The sequence below is a fragment of the Rhodococcus sp. NBC_00294 genome (genome assembly GCF_036163995.1).
In the GTDB taxonomy this organism is placed as follows: domain Bacteria; phylum Actinomycetota; class Actinomycetes; order Mycobacteriales; family Mycobacteriaceae; genus Rhodococcoides.
In genome coordinates this window covers 4,162,033-4,179,010 of sequence record NZ_CP108043.1, presented here as the reverse complement: position 1 = coordinate 4,179,010, position 16,978 = coordinate 4,162,033, and the positions used below count along the sequence as shown (strand labels likewise).

Annotated in this window: 17 protein-coding genes; 9 read left to right on the top strand and 8 right to left on the bottom strand. The window is 67.7% G+C overall.

Translation table 11 applies throughout. The annotated features are described in order from the left end of the window. Positions 1-8: 8 nt before the first annotated feature. Complete coding sequence (locus OHB23_RS19550) at positions 9-1,379, bottom strand: sugar transferase (RefSeq protein ID WP_081821047.1); 1,371 nt, start codon at positions 1,377-1,379, stop codon at positions 9-11. A gap of 271 nt (positions 1,380-1,650) precedes the next feature. Beyond that, entirely contained in the window at positions 1,651-2,370 is a 720-nt protein-coding gene (locus OHB23_RS19545) for a GAF domain-containing protein (RefSeq protein ID WP_027504123.1), read from the bottom strand. Positions 2,371-2,572: 202 nt separating this feature from the next. Between OHB23_RS19545 and OHB23_RS19540 the strand changes: the two genes are divergently transcribed. After that, entirely contained in the window at positions 2,573-3,640 is a 1,068-nt protein-coding gene (locus OHB23_RS19540) for a cellulase family glycosylhydrolase (RefSeq protein ID WP_328810203.1), read from the top strand. Positions 3,641-3,702: 62 nt separating this feature from the next. Here OHB23_RS19540 and OHB23_RS19535 read toward each other — a convergent pair whose 3' ends face one another. Beyond that, positions 3,703-5,256, bottom strand: coding sequence for an HNH endonuclease signature motif containing protein (locus tag OHB23_RS19535; protein WP_328810202.1), 1,554 nt, complete (start codon positions 5,254-5,256; stop codon positions 3,703-3,705). 407 nt (positions 5,257-5,663) lie between these two features. Beyond that, complete coding sequence (locus OHB23_RS19530; RefSeq protein WP_027504121.1) at positions 5,664-5,903, bottom strand: hypothetical protein; 240 nt, start codon at positions 5,901-5,903, stop codon at positions 5,664-5,666. A gap of 73 nt (positions 5,904-5,976) precedes the next feature. Between OHB23_RS19530 and OHB23_RS19525 the strand changes: the two genes are divergently transcribed. The 7 genes from OHB23_RS19525 to OHB23_RS19495 all read left to right on the top strand — a co-directional run bounded on the left by OHB23_RS19525 (position 5,977) and on the right by OHB23_RS19495 (position 13,544). Further along, positions 5,977-7,122, top strand: a complete 1,146-nt coding sequence (locus OHB23_RS19525; protein ID WP_442972996.1) for a lipase family protein — start codon at positions 5,977-5,979, stop codon at positions 7,120-7,122. A gap of 59 nt (positions 7,123-7,181) precedes the next feature. Further along, entirely contained in the window at positions 7,182-7,868 is a 687-nt protein-coding gene (locus OHB23_RS19520) for a response regulator transcription factor (RefSeq protein WP_027504120.1), read from the top strand. A 71-nt stretch (positions 7,869-7,939) separates the two neighbouring features. After that, positions 7,940-9,412, top strand: coding sequence for a HAMP domain-containing sensor histidine kinase (locus OHB23_RS19515; protein WP_231476140.1), 1,473 nt, complete (start codon positions 7,940-7,942; stop codon positions 9,410-9,412). Positions 9,413-9,453: 41 nt separating this feature from the next. Further along, positions 9,454-10,839 carry a S1C family serine protease gene (locus OHB23_RS19510; protein WP_307109163.1) on the top strand — a complete coding sequence of 462 codons (1,386 nt, stop codon included), beginning with the start codon at positions 9,454-9,456 and terminating at the stop codon, positions 10,837-10,839. Positions 10,840-10,934: 95 nt separating this feature from the next. Further along, positions 10,935-11,429, top strand: coding sequence for a MogA/MoaB family molybdenum cofactor biosynthesis protein (locus OHB23_RS19505; protein ID WP_197027709.1), 495 nt, complete (start codon positions 10,935-10,937; stop codon positions 11,427-11,429). An 803-nt stretch (positions 11,430-12,232) separates the two neighbouring features. Further along, the gene (locus tag OHB23_RS19500; protein WP_285188065.1) at positions 12,233-12,874 is read left to right on the top strand and encodes an MspA family porin; all 642 of its coding nucleotides are present in this window, start codon (positions 12,233-12,235) and stop codon (positions 12,872-12,874) included. A 247-nt stretch (positions 12,875-13,121) separates the two neighbouring features. Then, positions 13,122-13,544: a hypothetical protein gene (locus OHB23_RS19495; protein WP_056447534.1), complete on the top strand. Its 423-nt coding sequence runs from the start codon at positions 13,122-13,124 to the stop codon at positions 13,542-13,544. A gap of 80 nt (positions 13,545-13,624) precedes the next feature. Here the strand turns inward: OHB23_RS19495 and mscL are convergent, their stop codons facing one another. The 4 genes from mscL to OHB23_RS19475 form a co-directional block, all read right to left on the bottom strand. Next, the gene (gene mscL, locus OHB23_RS19490) at positions 13,625-14,071 is read right to left on the bottom strand and encodes a large-conductance mechanosensitive channel protein MscL (RefSeq protein WP_037183963.1); all 447 of its coding nucleotides are present in this window, start codon (positions 14,069-14,071) and stop codon (positions 13,625-13,627) included. 101 nt (positions 14,072-14,172) lie between these two features. Next, positions 14,173-14,829: an SAF domain-containing protein gene (locus OHB23_RS19485; protein WP_328810201.1), complete on the bottom strand. Its 657-nt coding sequence runs from the start codon at positions 14,827-14,829 to the stop codon at positions 14,173-14,175. Between the two features lie 89 nt (positions 14,830-14,918). Next, a complete protein-coding gene (locus OHB23_RS19480) occupies positions 14,919-15,254 on the bottom strand; it encodes an FmdB family zinc ribbon protein (protein ID WP_222650138.1) in 336 nt (111 codons plus the stop codon). A 93-nt stretch (positions 15,255-15,347) separates the two neighbouring features. Next, positions 15,348-15,947 (bottom strand): 5-formyltetrahydrofolate cyclo-ligase, encoded by a 600-nt coding sequence (locus OHB23_RS19475; RefSeq protein WP_442973048.1) that lies wholly within the window; start codon positions 15,945-15,947, stop codon positions 15,348-15,350. A gap of 63 nt (positions 15,948-16,010) precedes the next feature. Between OHB23_RS19475 and OHB23_RS19470 the strand changes: the two genes are divergently transcribed. Continuing rightward, positions 16,011-16,967: a UTP--glucose-1-phosphate uridylyltransferase gene (locus OHB23_RS19470; RefSeq protein WP_051612960.1), complete on the top strand. Its 957-nt coding sequence runs from the start codon at positions 16,011-16,013 to the stop codon at positions 16,965-16,967. Positions 16,968-16,978 lie beyond the last annotated feature (11 nt).

Genomic DNA, 16,978 nt, shown 5'->3' with positions numbered 1-16,978 from the left:
CGACACGGTCAGTCTTCCGCCTTCTTCAGGACCGCGGCGATGGTGAGGAACAGGATCTTGATGTCGAGGGACAGCGACCAGTTCTCGATGTAGTAGTTGTCCCACTCGGCGCGGTCGGCGATGGACGTCTGTCCGCGCAGTCCGTGCACCTGCGCCCACCCGGTGACACCGGCCTTCACCCGGTGCCGCTCACCGTAGCGGCGGATCTGCATCTCGAACAGATCCACGTACGCGGGGCGCTCCGGTCGGGGACCCACGAGGCTCATGTCGCCGCGAACGACGTTGAGGAGCTGGGGCAGCTCGTCGAGCGACGTCTGACGCATGATCTTGCCGATACGGGTCCGGCGATCGACGCCCTCGACGCCGCCCGGAGCGGCGCCCTCGACGCGAGTGAACTCGGCGTCCGAGGCACGCGGCGGACGCATCGACCGGAACTTGAGGCAGCCGAACGGTTTTCCGTCACGGCCGATGCGCTCCTGGGAGAAGAAGATGGGTCCGGGGGAGCTCGTCTTGACCAGCAGCGCGAGCACCAGGAAGACGGGGGACAGGACCAGCACGCCCAGTCCGGCCAGGGTGCGGTCCATGACGCCCTTGACGACGAACTGCCATCCCTTGGGGTCGGTGTGCGGCAGCACCATCAGGGGCAACCCGCCGAGATGCTCGACGCGGGTCCGCACGCCGACGGTGTCGAACAAGCGCGGTACCAACCACACTCGCATGCCGTTCGAGTGGGCGGTGCGGATGGCCTTGACCAGACTTTCGGTCGGAACGTCCGAGAACCCGATGACGAGCTCCTCGGCGCCGGTCTGCTCGATGGCCTGCGCGAGCTGCGACGGTGTGCCCATGTAGGGGACGGTCAGTGCCTCGGGAGTGTCGGGCTGCGGATCGACCGCGGGTGCCTTGTCGAGCACGCCCACGGGGTCGAGGCCGTACTCGGGGAACTGGTGCATGCGCGACGCCAGCTGGTGGGCGATCGGACCGCCGCCGATGATGAGCGTCGGAGCCGCCGACTTGTGGTTCACCCGCAGGTACCGCTGGATCGCGGTGCGCAGGAACCGCGCCACCGCCACCAGGATCGCCGCGGCGATCCACACCCGGACCATGAAGAGGCCGGGCCGGTACTCCGTGCCGATGACCAGCAAGATCGTCAGCACCAGCAGAGTGGCGAGCGCGACGGACGTCTCGACGGGACCGATCTCGTCGAGGAAGTTCCGGCGGAGTCCGCGTCGGTAGAGCGAGCGGGACGCCAGGATGAGCAGAACCAGCGGCACGAACAACCACGGCACCCAGCCGTAGTCGATGCCGCCCGTTCCCGGCCAGAACCTCGCCACGGCAACAGCCACGATCGCTGCCGTCGCGTCTGCCGCGATGGTGACCATCGTGTGTGCGGGATCGACGCGAAGACGGTCCGCTATTCCACGTTCATTGGACACCCTCGTGGCAGGGGCGTTGCGTAGCAACGTATCTCGCGATTCCAGTGTTTCGGACACAGGATTCACTCCGTACGGACCTAGTGGTTGACCGACCGAGGTCAACACTAGACCATTCTTTGGAGTTGTCTTCTCAGAATGGTCACGGCGCCATTACGGAAAAGCGACCGATGGACAGACTAACGAGGCGAAAATGTAGATCACGCCCGGAATGGTTCGCTCACTCGAAAATTCGCTCGCGAACCATCCACGCGATGTCCTTCAGTACCTGTACGTGCCCCGTCGTCCACTGACGTGGCTCGGCGTCCCAGACGCACAGCGTGCCCACCGCGTGACCGCCGTCGTCCACCAACGGGATGCCGAGGTAGGAGATGAAGGTCTTGTCCAGCACGCCGGGGTGGTTCATGAACTTCTCGTCGAGGCGGGCGTCCTCCACCAGCAGTGGTTCACCCAGGGCCACCGTGTGGCGGCACATTCCGGCCTCGAGGGGAATCTCCCGAGGTCGTTCCTCCTCCGGCCCGAAACCGACAGCGCTCTTGATGAACTGTCGGTCCTTGTCGATCAAGGAGATCGAGGCGCCCGGCGTGGACAACGCGTCCGCGGCCATGGCCACGATGCGGTCGTAGGCCGGTTCGGACGGGGTGTCGAGCAGCCCGGTGGCCTCGACGGCGCGCACGCGATCGGGATCGGTGACGATCGCGGGCATGTCGGATGCCGCCGGAGGTGTGGACGCGGGCGTGTCGGGCACCGGATCCGCCGTCGACTCGAGGCGCTTGAGCAGATGGCCGAGATCGGTGTCGTCCGCCTCGGCAAGTTCTTTCACCAGGCGTGTCATGACGGCGCGCCGAACATAGGCGGGCACCGTCTCGCCCACCCTCACGGCCTGCTGTTCCAGAACCTCGTTGAGGCGGGCGTCGAAGCCGTCGTTTCCCGTCGTCATTTCGCCGATACTAATGCAGGCTTGTACGGGATCGAGCGATGTGGAGAATCATCGCAGCCGGAGCCTCGCCGGTGTCCGTTTTCGCTGGTACGCCCCGCGCGGCCGCCGCTGTTAGCCTGGGCCGGTGCTCACCGATCGGTCTGTTTCGCGTTCGAGGCCGACTCGGCGCGGAGCCGGTGCCGGGTTTCTCCGGCGATGCAGCGTGTCTGGTGCCGCTGTCCTTCTCGTTCTCGTCGGTGTGCCGGCACCGGCATCCGGCGCTCCGTCGGGCGAGGTACCGCGGTGTGTCGCGGAGTCCGACGGCGTCCGGGTGGGCGGATCACCCGGCGGCTCCTTCGGATTCCTGTCGGACGAGGACCTCGGACGCGAACTCGACATCGCGAAGAATGCGGGCATGTTCTCGGTCCGCATCGACATCGACTGGTCGGTGGTGGAGCCGCAGCCCGGTCGGCGCGACTGGTCGTCGACGGACAGAGTGGTCGACGCCATCGTCGCTCGGGGTATGTGCCCGTACGCCATCGTGACCTACGCACCTGCCTGGGCGCGTGTGGCGACGGCTCGGGATCAGCCCTACGCCCGGCCGGCGAGTCCGGACGCGTTCGCGGCCTTCGCGGCACTCGCCGCGGAGCGGTACCGCGACCGAATCGTGTTGTGGGAGGTGTGGAACGAGCCGAACATCACCACCTACTTCACGCCGCTGCCCGACCCGACGGTGTACGCGCTGATGCTGCGCGCGACGTACCGCGCCATCAAGAAGGTGCAACCGGAGGCGCTGGTGCTCGCCGGCGGTATGGCGCCCGCGGTGAACAACGGCACCAACATCTCGCCGACCGCTTTCCTCTCGTCGCTGTACACCCTCGGAGCGAATCGTTATTTCGATGCCTTCAACGTCCACCCGTACACGTGGCCGTTCCTTCCGAACGATCTGTCGACGGCGCCGTGGAACACGGCGATGGCGATGTGGTCGATGCACGATGTCATGAGCGCCGAGGGTGACGGCGACAAGCAGATCTGGATCACCGAGATGGGCGCCCCCACGGGAACGAACGCGAATGCCATGAGCGAGGAGGGGCAGGCCGAGTCCATCGGCATCATGCTCAATGCCCTTCTCGGCAATTCCTGGCTCGGGCCCGCGTACGTCTACAGCATGCGTGACTCGGGCAGCGACGAGTCCGACACGGAGCAGAATTTCGGAATGGTGCGCCGCGATTTCTCGCCCAAGCCTGCGCTCGCCGAGATCACGGAATTCACGGCGGAACATTCCGGCTGACGGTGCCAGGCCGGCGCAGTGTCGAACCTGAGGTCGCCCTCGGCTCACTGTCTCGGATTCGATCAGTCGTCCGGCGGCGGTGCGAGGTGCCGTTCGGGGAAGTTCAGGTGGTTCGGGATGCCGTGCCGACCCTCGTCGATGACGGCAGGCGGATGCCACAGCACTGTTCCCGGGTACGGATGACTCGGGGGAGCGGTGCTGGTGGCCCACTGGCCGGCACGTTCGCCGACGAGCGGATGGTGGACGTCGCACGCCAGCGCGAGATCGTCGATGTCGGTGAGGCCGCCCGCCGCCCAGTCGTCGACATGGTGGGCCTCGCACCGTGACGCGGGCGCCGAGCATCCCGGCCCGGTGCAGCCGCGGTCGCGGGCGAACAGGGCGAGCCGCTGGTCGGTGCTCGCGCACCGGCGGGCTCGGGCGAAGTGCAGCGTGCTGCCGGTGGCCCTGTCGAAGACGTGGAGGTAGTGGTGCGCCTCGGCCGCGAGCCTGACGACATCGGCCACCGGGACCGTGGATCCGGTGGCGGTGAGTCCGAGACCTGCTGCGGCGGTGAGCTGGTCGAGTGACACCGACACGACCACGGACAGGGGCAGACCACGATGCTGTCCGTGTCGACCCGAGGCCAGCACGTCCTTCAGGAGGTCGGTCAGTGCATCGTGATTGCGCTGGCCAGGGGTGCGGTGGTCCCACTCGGCCTCTCGGTCGTCCGACCCTTCCGCGCTGTCGGCCGGTTGTCCTGCGTCGCCGGACGGGACAGCGTCGGTGGGGGTCGTGTCATCGTTCGGGGGCGGGGCGTCGAGATCGACTGAACCGTCGGGAGCGTTCGTTCCGGGTGCCGCGAACTTGGCGAGGAACGCGTCGAGGAGGGCGCGCAGCACCGGGTCGACGCAGAAGCGGCCGGTCGACATCGAATCGGGACCCTGGGGGTCAATCTCGAAGAAGCGCTTCCTGGCGCGGTCGCGATCGTCGGGCTCCGCTCCGTCGGGATCGAGGTATTCGGTGAGGCGCGTCGCGATGGCCGTGAGCTCCTCCGGTCCGACCGTGCGCGCAAGGTCGGCGAGAGTCTGCTCGGCGGCGTCGCGCGTCTCGGCATCGACGGCGTGAGGGAGCTTCTTCAGGAACGAGCGGATGATCGAGACGTGTGCGTCGGCCAGCGCGCCGTCCCGCGCTGCCGCGGCCGTGTGGGTCAACGGCGGATCGAGCGTCTCACCCGTCATGGTCGTTCCGGTGCCGAGATCGCGTGCCACGGCAAGGCGGGATGCGGCGGCAGCCGTGGTGATGCGCAGCATGTGCGCCAGCGCGTGCGGAACACCGCTCGCGCCGATCGCACCGATCACAGAGTCGAATCCCGAGCCGGCCACCAGGCCGTTGAGCCAGGTGTGTGACGCGCCGGTGAGCAGGCGCCGGGTGTTCTCGGCCCCGCACACCAGCGCCAGTCGGTCCTCGCTGGTGAGCGTCGACGCGTCGAGCATGGCGATGCCCTCGACCGCGGAGCCGAGCTGGGCGAGTAGCGCGCACACGCGGGGATCGTCGACAGGTGCGGCCACAGCAGGCAGCGCGCCGACACGTCGGCCCATCTGCACCTGCCAGGCCGACCCTGGATCCCCCGATTCCACGACCTCAGACTACATGGATTAGAACATATGTTCGATAGTAGATGTCACCGAATGTGGACAGAAGACTGCCCACCGTTCACAGGTGAACGGTGGGCAGTCGTCGATGTGCGTCGGTGTCAGCGCGAACGGTAGCTGTGCGACATCTGGCGTCCCCGGAAGTCCAGGTCGCGTCCGCCGGACAACAGTGCGACCGCGAGTGCTGCCGCGCCGACGAGTGTCAGTGTGATCATCATGTGTTTCCTCCGATCGTGCTGAGGTCGGTTCCCCTGACCGGCCCCGGCGGGAGCGTGTCCCGCCGTGCTCCATGATTGCCCGCTGCGAGGTGGTTTCCACCGGAATGAGGGGCACCCCACGTGGTGCCGATCGGGGCGACGGCGGTCACAACTGAGTGTGACGCGAGGTCACGGCTACTCGCGTAGGCCGTCCGCCAGCTCGAAGACCCGGCCCACGTAGCGGGAGACGAAGACGTCGAGCGCGTGGTCGGACAACTCCAGGCACCCCACCCGTCGGAACCAGTGTTCGAGGTCCACCAGCTTGTCGCCGAGGGCCACTCGGTGGTCGTCGAGCGCCCGGAGCTCGTCCGCGACCGCGCGCAGCTCGAGCACCTTGTCGTTCACCGAACTCTGCGTCGCACCCACCTCGTCCATGACTGAAGAGCGTAGCCGTGATCGAACGTATGTTCTAGTCCGGAATCCGGTGCCGGAGCGGTACGGTGACGCCGTGCCGAACCGCTCCCGCCGCCTGCTGCGCGCCTTGGTGACCCTGACCGCCACGACGTCCGTCGCGCTGACCCTCACGGGTGTGGCGCAGGCGCAGGACCGTGATCCGGGCGCTCTCGTCGGATCGACGGCGTCACCGGCCCCGATTCCGGGAAGTGTCGACGCCCGGCGCATCACCTACTGGTCGGTGGGCTCGCAGAACGAGCCGGCCCTGAGTACCGGTGGCGTCTATCTGCCGCCCGGCGAGGCGCCCGAAGGTGGCTGGCCTGTCATCGCGTGGGCCCACGGCACGTCCGGGCTCGGCGACGACTGCGCTCCGTCGGTCGTCGGCCCCACGTTGCCGGACCGCGACTTCCCGTACCTCCAGACGTGGCTGAACCGCGGCTACGCGATCGTCGCCACGGACTACGTGGGACTCGGTACCCCCGGAGTGATGCCGTACCTGGACGGCAAGGTGCAGGCGCACAGCGTCGTCGACAGTGTCGCTGCTGCAAGGGAACTGGAGCCGACGCTGTCGAATCGCTGGGTCGCGATCGGCCAGTCCCAGGGCGGCGGCGCCGCGGTGACGACCGCGCGGTACGCCACCGAGTACGGCGGCGACGGCCTGGACTACCTCGGCGCCGTCGGGACCGGCGTGCCCGCCAACATCGAACTCGTTCTGCTTCCGCTCGGGCCCGGAGTCCCGCCCGTCGCGATTCCGGACGGTCTGACGTCGTACGTCTTCTACATCCTGGCGGGGTTGCGTGCCGCCCATCCCGAGATCGATCTGAACTCGTACCTGACTCCGCTCGGCCGGCAGTGGGTGGACACCGCCGAGACGCAGTGCGCGAACCCGTTCCACGATGCGGTGTCCGGGCTGCGACTCGGCGACATGTTCTCGCGGCCGTTGGCGCAGATCCCGAACGTGTACGGACTGCTGAACGACTACATGGGTGTGCCCACCTCCGGGTACGACCGTCCCGTCTTCATCGGCCAGGGTCTGCGGGACGTCGATGTGCCTGCACCGTCCGCCCTGTCGCTCGCGGCGGCCATGACGGCCAACGGCGAACCGCTGACCTTCCGGACCTACCCGGGCGACCACAGTCAGACGTTCCGTGACTCGCAGCCCGATGCGATCGCGTTCGTCGACCGGCTGTTCGGGCGCTGACACCGGCCGCCCCTGTGTCCTCTCAGCAGCGTCTCAGTCGTCGGGGCGACACTGTTCCCATGCGTGTACTGGTGACCGACGACGATCGTGCCGTCCGAGAATCGCTGCGACGGTCGTTGACGTTCAACGGGTACACCGTGGACCTGGCCACCGACGGTCTCGACGCCCTCGAGAAGGTCGCGGCCGAGCGACCGGACGCGCTGGTCCTCGACGTGATGATGCCCCGGCTCGACGGGCTCGAGGTGTGCCGTCGCCTGCGCAGCACGGGAGACGACCTGCCGATCCTGGTCCTGACGGCTCGTGACTCCGTGTCCGAGCGGGTGGCGGGTCTCGATGCCGGTGCGGACGACTACCTGCCCAAACCGTTCGCGCTCGAGGAGCTGCTGGCACGGCTGCGCGCACTCTTGCGACGCACCGGTGGGGAACTGGGTCCGGACAGCGAGGCCATGACGTTCGCCGATCTGTCACTCGACCCCGTCACGCGCGAGGTGCGACGGGGCGAACGGCCCATCAGCCTGACCCGCACCGAGTTCTCGTTGCTCGAGATGCTGCTCGCCAACCCCCGACGGGTGCTCAGCCGGAGCCGCATCCTCGAGGAGGTGTGGGGCTACGACTTCCCGACGTCGGGCAACGCCCTCGAGGTGTACGTCGGGTATCTGCGGCGCAAGACCGAGGCCGACGGCGAGACTCGTCTCATCCACACCGTCCGCGGTGTGGGTTACGTGCTGCGGGAAACGCCTCCGTGATGGTTGCTCCCTTCGGCCGCCGGCGGGGCGAGGCCGGGACCGACAAGGGGCGCGCGGCACAGGACGGACTCATGCGTCCTCCGATGCCCCTCACCCGCTCGGTGTCCCTGCGGTGGCGTGTCACGCTGCTCGCGGCGTCAGTGGTGGCCATCGCGGTCGCCGTCATGGCGATCGCCGCGTACGCGGTGGTGTCCCGCGCGCTGTACGGCGACGTCGACAATCAGCTGCGTACCCGGGCGAGTGCGCTGATCGAGACCAACCTCGTCGCCTTTGATCCCCGGTACGTCGCGGGCGCCACGCTCTACAGCACCGATGTCAGTGTCGCGCTGATCTTTCCGGACCTGACGAAGTACATCCCGCCGGGTTCGATCGTGCCCATCGGTGACCCCGAGATGGACGTCGCGCTGGGACAGTCGACCTCGTCGCTGCGCACCACCTCGGGAGCTCGCGTTCTCGCGGAGCGCACGCAGACCGGGAGCACGCTGGTGATCGCACAGCGGCTCGCTCCCACCGGCCAGGTCCTGGATCGACTGGCCTGGGTGCTGTTCGTCGTGGGCGGCTGTGGCGTCGTCCTCGCGGCGGTGGCCGGCACGGCGGTGGGACGCACCGGTCTGCGACCCATCGGACGGCTGACGGCGGCGGCCGAGCGTGTCGCCCGAACCGACGACCTGACGCCCATTCCGGTGACGGGCAACGACGAGCTCGCCCGCCTCACCGACAGTTTCAACACGATGCTGCGGGCACTCGCCGAGTCGCGGGCGCGGCAGAGTCGACTCGTGGCGGACGCGGGTCACGAACTGCGGACCCCGCTGACGTCGTTGCGCACCAACATGGAACTGCTGATCGCGTCGAGTCGGCCGGGTGCGCCGCGCATCCCGGAGCAGGACATGGCGGAGCTGCGTCTCGACGTGGTGGCGCAGATCGAGGAACTGTCCACGCTCGTCGGCGATCTGGTCGACCTGGCCCGTGAGGACGCCCCGGAGAACGTCTTCGAACGTGTCGACATGGCGGATGTCGTCGAGCGAAGCCTGGAGCGAGTTCGCAGGCGTCGCAACGAGATCGACTTCGACTCGATGACCACACCGTGGATCCTGTACGGCGACCAGGCGGGTCTGTCCCGCGCCGTCCTCAACGTGCTCGACAACGCCGCCAAGTGGAGTCCGTCGGGCGCCACCGTGCACGTGGCGATGATCGCCCGGCCCGACGGCCTGCTCGAGCTCACCGTGTCCGACGCGGGTCCGGGTATCGCGCCCGAGGAACGAGAGCTGGTGTTCGAACGCTTCTACCGGTCCACCGCGTCGCGGTCCATGCCCGGATCGGGGCTGGGTCTGGCGATCGTGCGCCAGGTGGTGCTCAAGCACGGCGGAACCATCGCGGTCGAGGACTCGGTCACCGGCGGCACCCTGATTCGAATCGTTCTCCCGGGGGAATCCGCCGGTCCGCAGGATCTGCTGGGAACAGGATCGCAGGACCCACAGGCCACTGACACGATGATCTCAGCGCCCTCTCAGTCCGGCGGAGCATCGTCGATCAGGACGACGTGAGGTGACCGGTGCGAGCTGGTCATGGAGATGGAGCGAAACGCATGAACGAGGACCGCACCACTGGTGACACCGGCCGCGACGGCCGAGACGGCGCATCGGAGCCCACCGCGCAGCAGCCCGCGTACGGGGGACAGACACAGCCCCAGTACACCGGGTGGGACGGTCGACAGTCGGGTCAACACCAGGCCGGTCAACACCAGGCGGGTCAACACCAGCAGCCCCACAACCCGTATCAGCAGCCTCATCAGCAGGGACAGAACCCCTACCAGCAGAACCCGTACCAGCAGCCGCAGTACTACGGCGGGACGGCGCCGGCGACCACGTCGCGGAAGCCGGGGCGTGCAGCCCTCGTCGCAGGCGCCATCGCCCTGGCCCTGGTGAGCGGTGGAGTCGGCGGCGCGGTCGGCGCCATCGCCGCGGACGGCGGCAACGGTGGCGTGACCAACGCCCTCAATCAGCCCGTCACGCAGGCGAACCCGGCCGCCAACGCCCCCGACGGTTCGGTGCAGGCCGTGGCCGGCAAGGTGCTCCCCAGCGTGGTCCAGATCCAGGTGGCGGGCCGCACCGCCGAGGGTGAGGGGTCCGGCGTGATCCTCTCCTCCGACGGCCTCATCCTGACGAACAACCATGTCGTGTCCGGCGCGGGTGCGAACGCCCAGCTGACCGTCTCCTTCAACGACGGATCCACGTCGTCGGCGACGGTGGTCGGTGCGGACGCGTCCTCGGACATCGCGGTGATCAAGGCGCAGGGTCGCAGCAACCTGACGCCCATCGAGCTCGGCACCTCGGACGGTCTGCAGGTGGGTCAGGGTGTCGTGGCCGTCGGTTCGCCGCTCGGCCTCGCCGGCACGGTGACCTCCGGCATAATCTCGTCGCTCAACCGCCCGGTCGCGACCAGTGGCGAGTCGACGGACCAGACCACGGTGATCGACGCGATCCAGACCGACGCGGCCATCAACCCGGGGAACTCGGGCGGCGCGCTCGTGGACATGAACGGCAAGCTGGTCGGCGTCAACAGCGCCATCGCGACGTTGGGAGCGGGCGCCAGCTCGTCCGAGTCGCAGAGCGGGTCCATCGGCCTCGGCTTCGCCATCCCCGTCGACCAGGCCCGCCGCATCGCCGACGAGCTGGTACAGACCGGCAAGGCGACGCAGGCGATCATCGGCATCAGCGTCCCGAGCCGCGACGACGCCAACGGAGCCACGGTCATGGCCGTCACCGACGGCGGGCCGGCCGCGCAGGCGGGCATCCCGACCGGTGCAGTGGTCACCAAGGTCGACGACCGCGTCATCGCCAGCGGCGACGCACTCATCGCGGCGGTCCGCTCCCACGCCCCGGGCGACCAGGTCTCGGTGACCTACACACAGGGTGGCAACGAGCAGACCGTGCAGGTCACGCTCGGGACGGCCCCGAGCGGAGGCAACTGATGAAGCGACCCCGGATCGTCCGTGACCGTGGGCACCTCACGCCCATCGTCGGGCACATCGAGTCTCCGTCGGGCCCGGGCATTACGGTGAGCGACATGACTATGGATGCAGCCGTGGCCGGACGTGCGCTCGTCGTGATCGTCGACGATCGCACGGCTCACGGAGATGCCGACTCGACCGGACCTCTGGTCAACGAACTGCTGACCGAGGCGGGCTTCCTCGTCGACGGTGTCGTCGTGGTCAGCAACGACGAGGTGGACGTGCGCAACGCACTGAACACCGCGGTCATCGGCGGCGTCGACCTGGTGGTCTCCGTCGGCGGCACCGGCACGTCGCCGCGCGACGTCACTCCGGACGCGACGGCCGAGGTGCTCGACCGTGAACTCCTCGGCATCAGTGAGGCGCTCCGCTCCTCCGGACTGGCGGCGGGGTCGCTCGACGCCGGTCTGTCCCGCGGGCTCGCCGGAGTGTCCGGCAGCACGCTGGTGGTCAACCTGGCCGGGAGCCGCGCGGCCGTCCGCGACGGAATGGCGACGCTGACGCCCCTCGCCGCCCATGTCATCGGTGAGTTGTCCAGCCTTGACGGCTGACGACCCCCAGAAGAACGACCCTCGAGCCGGCGACGCATCACCCGTCGATCCGGACTCCGGGGACACTGCGAGCCGGGCCCGTGCACGACGGGCCCGGCTCGCTCGTGTGTTCGGCGACGTTCTTCCCGAGTCGACTCGAGACGACGGAACGTCGGGCGAACCACATCGAGGTGATTCGTCCTCGGGCTCGGAGGAGTGGTTGAGAAGCCAGAGGCCTCCGCATTACGAATAGTTTTGTGTGATCCACATCACTGGGAGTTACCACAGTGCGAACCCGGTGTTGCCTGTCTGTTAACCGCGAATTCGCCTGAATCTGGACGACCTCCGCGCGAGTTACCGCAGGGTAGATGTGACTGGTGTGACTGGCAACCCTGGTCGAACAGTGGTTCCGCTCGGGGTCGAGTCGAATAACGCCCACGTCACGGGCACCCGGGCACCCGGTTAGCACAGTCCGACGACGTTTCGCGCCATTGGAGCTGCGGCGCGTCGTGCGGCCAAAACGCTTGTGACGCACGTTCACACGCACGAAACGTGGACGGCGGCTTTCGGACGCAACGCCGCGAACGTAGGGATTGTCACGGTCCGAATCACCCTCTAAGGTTTCGCTCAGGTTCAACGGTGGATGCTGAATCGATACGAGGACGCGTCCAACTTGTGTTCCTGCACTGCCCGACGCGTAAGCCATGAGCTTGCAGTCGCCGCCTGATACGGTTCGCTCGCAAGCGAACCGCTCGGGAGGACGTCAGAGCCCGACAGCGCACCCGAGGCGAACACGCCGCGGGACGAACATGATGAGGAAGTACATGACCGTAATTCAGAAGCCGCGGCGCAGCCGGGGGCTCAAGTCCATGCGTACCGCAGTGGTCGCCAGTGCCGCAGTCGTCGGCCTGGTCGTCGGTGGCGGCTCGGCATCTGCAGCAGTCGACGATTCGAACTCCGTCGTCGACGGTGGTGGCAACACCATCACGGTCTCGCAGGCCGACACCTTCATCAACAGCGTCTTCCCGCTCGACGGAAGCCCCCTCACCCGTGAGTGGTTCCACAACGGTCGCGCCATCGTCGAGGTCACCGGCCCCGACGCCGACGACTTCGAGGGCGACATCACCCTCGGCTACCAGTTCGGCTACCCGGCTTCGCTGGGTGGAGAGCTGACCTTCAGCTACAGCACCCCGCAGCTCGAGCTCGACTTCGATGGCGGCGGCACCGTGTCCGACATCCTCCCGCAGGTCGGCACCACGGTTACCCTCGAGCCGGGCCCCGGCATCGAGGACGTCGAGGTCGGCACCGGCTCGGCTTCGGGCGCGCGCACCGAGATCCAGATCTCGAACGTGCACGGCACCGCGACCAACATCGCCGGCAACGTCTCGGTTCGCCCGTACGTGAAGGTCGTCTCCAGCAATGGCGACACCGCAGTCACCTACGGCAAGCCGTGGCGCTTCAACTGATCCTGGCCCAGCCAGTATCAATTGCCTGCTGATCGGTAGTCCGCTGCCACAGCAGATCTGATCACAGACGAAGCCCCATCCGGGCCATCCGGGTGGGGCTTCGTCATGTTCGTGAGGCGTGACAATTGCGTGCGACAACGGTCGGTGGCATGTCACGAGCATCCGAAGGTGCACCGCCCCACTGCGTTCCGACGTCCACGCATCCTGTTGAATGGTCGGCATGAACTCCGGTACCGCGACTCGTGTGATGACTGCAGCTTTCGCCCTCACGGCCCTGGTGGGCCTGTCCGCCTGCAGCAGCGGGGATTCCGGGACGTCCGACGACTCGTCCGAGAACGCCACCGCCTGCACCGATTTCGAGACCACGTACGACCAGTTCACCGCCCTCGTCAAGGCCGGCCCGGCCGACACGGACGTCCAGACCTGGACCGACGCGAAGACCGCCGAGATGCAGAAGTTCCAGCCTCTCGCGGACACCGCCACCGGAGACGTCGAGTCCTCGCTCAGCACCCTCATCGGTGCGCTGCCCGCCGATTCCCTCGAACTCACCGAGCCGGACAGCTCGTCCGGTCAGGCGTTCGTCGACAACTCGACGGCCGTGGTCGACGCCTGCTCCGCGGCCGGCACCGCGATCACCCTCGACGAGTTCCCGCTGGTCAAGTTCAACTGATCCCGCTCGTTCGAACAGACGACGAAGGGCTCGTCCTCACCGTGCGGTGAGGACGAGCCCTTCGTCGTGTCTGTGGGTGACTACGTGGTGGTGGTGCCCGGCGTCGTGTTTCCGGTGATGCCGTCCGAGGTGGTCTTGACGCCGTCGGACCGGCCCTCCGCCAAGAGGTCCCGGATCTGGATCAGGATGTCCTGATCGCTCAGAGCCTTCTCCTTCTTCGTCGCGAAGCGGTTCTTCGCGGTGTTCACCGGGAGGATGAGCACGAAGTAGACGACCGCCGCGATGATGACGAAGTTGATCACCGCGGTGATGACGGCCCCGATGTTCACGAATGTCGCGTCGTTGCCGGAGCGGATCAGGAAGCCCCAGCCCAGCTCGTTGCTCGCCCCGATGGACGAGATCAACGGGTTCACGATGTTGGTGGTGAATGCGGTGACGATGGCCGTGAAGGCCGCACCGATGACCACTGCGACCGCGAGGTCGACCACGTTCCCGCGCAGCAGGAAGTCCTTGAAGCCCTTCAACATGCGATCCGCCCCTACTCTCGTCGATCATGGATTGAGCCACGACGAGAGTAACCGACCAGCGCGTCTCGATGGGCGCGGCGAAGCCCGGGACCCGGGGACGGTCACCGCAGCAGGACCGTCAGTGCATCGGAGAGCGACGCAGCGGCGACGGCCGACGCGTCGTCCGCGCGCAGGGCGACCAGAACGAGCTGGTCGCGTCGAGACACGCCCGAGCCCGGGGCGGAGACCATCACCACGGTGGCGCTCTCGGCGATCACCCCGGACGGGGACGTGTCGTCCGGCGCCGACCGCACCACGTCGACCACGTCGCCGGCTCGAAGCAGTTGCGCCAGCTCGGGATCAGCGAGGCGGATCGGCACGATGCGGGCGTCACCGGACGGCAGGGTGGCGGACGCCAGCCGAGGCCCCAGCAGTCGGACATCGGTGAGCGCCTCGCCGGATCGGACGGGTCCGGCGACAGTCCGTCCCACCGCGTCGTCCACCGACCGCAGCGTTCCGTCCGCGAGCAGGGACGAGTCGACGCGGGTCACCGTGACGTCGGCGGCCGTGAGTGAGGTGCCGGGAGCGACGTCCGTGGCGGTCACGACGACCGGGACCTCGGTCCGCGACGGATCGGTTCGATAGGCCGAGGCGACAGCGAGCCCCACGAGAGCAGCGGCGAGGATGCGTCGAGCGGCAGGTGACCGCAGACGCGGCGGGAGAGGCGGGATGCGGTCGAACAGGCGCGCGCTCAGCGGGTGATCGACCGTGGGAGACATGACGCGACCGTAGAACGCGGGCGACGCAGGGCGCCGCCAGGTTTCACGGTGCCCGGGGACAGCGGTTCGACGCTCCCCGGGTCGGACGATCAGCTTGCGGCGGCGGGGGTGGAGGTGCTGGTCGACTTCTTCTCACTCGAGGTGGTCGAGGTCGAGTCGGACTTCGTGTCGCTCTTCTTCTCGCTTGAGCTCGTGCTGTCCGAGGAGCTGCCGGAGTCGGACGAGCCCGACTCGCTGCTACTCGAACTGCCGCGGCTGTCGTTGCGGTAGAAGCCGCTGCCCTTGAAGACGATGCCCACGGTGTTGAACAGCTTGCGAAGCTTGCCGGAGCACGCGGGGCAGACCGTCAACGAGTCGTCCGTGAACTTCTGGACGATGTCGAACCGGTTGTCACACTCGGTGCACGCATAAGAGTAAGTAGGCACGTTTCCTCCGCTGTCGGTCCCTGACTGGCACTCTACAGTCGACAGTGCCAGCGTCGGCAATCGAGGCAACGTCCGTGCAGGTGGCGCTATTCCTCAGCCGTGGCTGTCGTGGCCGAGTCGCTGCAGCCCCGACAGCGGCGTCAACACGTGGGTCATCCGCACGTCGTGCGTCTCGGTGGGCAGCGCGTCGACCAGGTCGTCGTCGTACACCACGCCCACCAGCCACGCGTCGGGCCGGACGGCATCGAGTGTGCGGTCGTAGAAGCCGGCGCCTCGGCCGAGGCGACCGCCGCTGCGATCGACGGCGAGTGCGGGTACCAACACGATCGATGCGTCCGCGACGGTCTCGGGAGGAAGCGTCGGGCCGGACGGTTCGCGCAGGCCGTACGCGGCCGCGACGAGCGAGTCGGGTCCGCGGTACTCGGCCCAGGACAGCGGCCCCGGTTCACGCGCGACGGGCAGCAGCACTCGCAGTCCGGCGGCCAGTGCGGAGTCGAGCATGCTCGCATCACCGGGCTCGCTACCCACCGGTACGTAGGCGGCGAGAGTGTCGCCGCCGCGCTCCCGCGCATCGGAGGCCAAAACCGACACGGCGTGAGAGAGTGCCTCTGATGCCCGCTCTCGTGCGTGGACGTCTCGCTGCTTGCGGGCAGTGAGTATGCGTGTCCTCCACTCGAGTTTGTCGTCACTGATCACGGGGGAAACCCCAGTGTCTCGCGAAGGACGATTCGCGGTCTACATGGATAGGGTGTGCGCATGAGCTCAGCAAACAGTGAGTCCGTGGCCGGTGGCAAGAAGCCGTCGTTCCGTACGGCCGTCGTACCCGCTGCAGGCATGGGAACACGTTTCCTCCCCGCCACGAAAACGGTACCGAAAGAGCTACTGCCGGTGGTCGATACGCCCGGAATCGAGCTCGTGGCCGGAGAAGCTGCCGATTCCGGCGCGCAGCGCCTCGTCATCGTCACCTCGCCCGGCAAGGACGGTGTGGTCGCCCACTTCGTCGAGGATCTGGTGCTGGAGAACAAGCTCGAGGCGAGCGGCAAGCTCGAGATGCTCGAGAAGGTCCGTGTCGCGCCCGGTCTTCTCGACGTCCAGTCGGTGATCCAGGCGGAGCCATTGGGTCTCGGACATGCCGTCGCGTGCGCCGAGGAGGTGCTCGACGACGACGAGGACGCGATCGCAGTGCTGCTCCCGGACGACCTGGTGATGCCGCGGGGTGTGCTCGACGTGATGTCGCGGGTGCGTGCCAAGCGCGGCGGAACGGTGTTGTGCGCCATCGAGGTTCCCGAGGACGCGGTGTCCGCGTACGGAGTGTTCGACACCGAGATCGTGCCCGACGCAGTGAACCCCAACGTGCTCAAGGTCAACGGCATGGTGGAGAAGCCCAAGAAGGAGGACGCGCCGTCGAACTACGCGGCGGCCGGCCGATACCTTCTGGACCGGGCCATCTTCGATGCGTTGCGACGCATCCAGCCCGGCGCCGGCGGCGAGTTGCAACTCACCGACGCCATCGCTCTCCTCATCGAGGAGGGTCATCCGGTACATGTGGTGGTGCACCGCGGAGTGAGACACGACCTCGGAAATCCCGGGGGTTACCTCCGCGCTGCGGTTGACTTCGCACTGGAACGCGAAGATTACGGTCCGGCATTGCGCGAGTGGCTCCAGGAGCGCTTGAGCGACAGCTGGGCACCGGAGCTCACGACCTACGAGTGACGCCCGGTCGA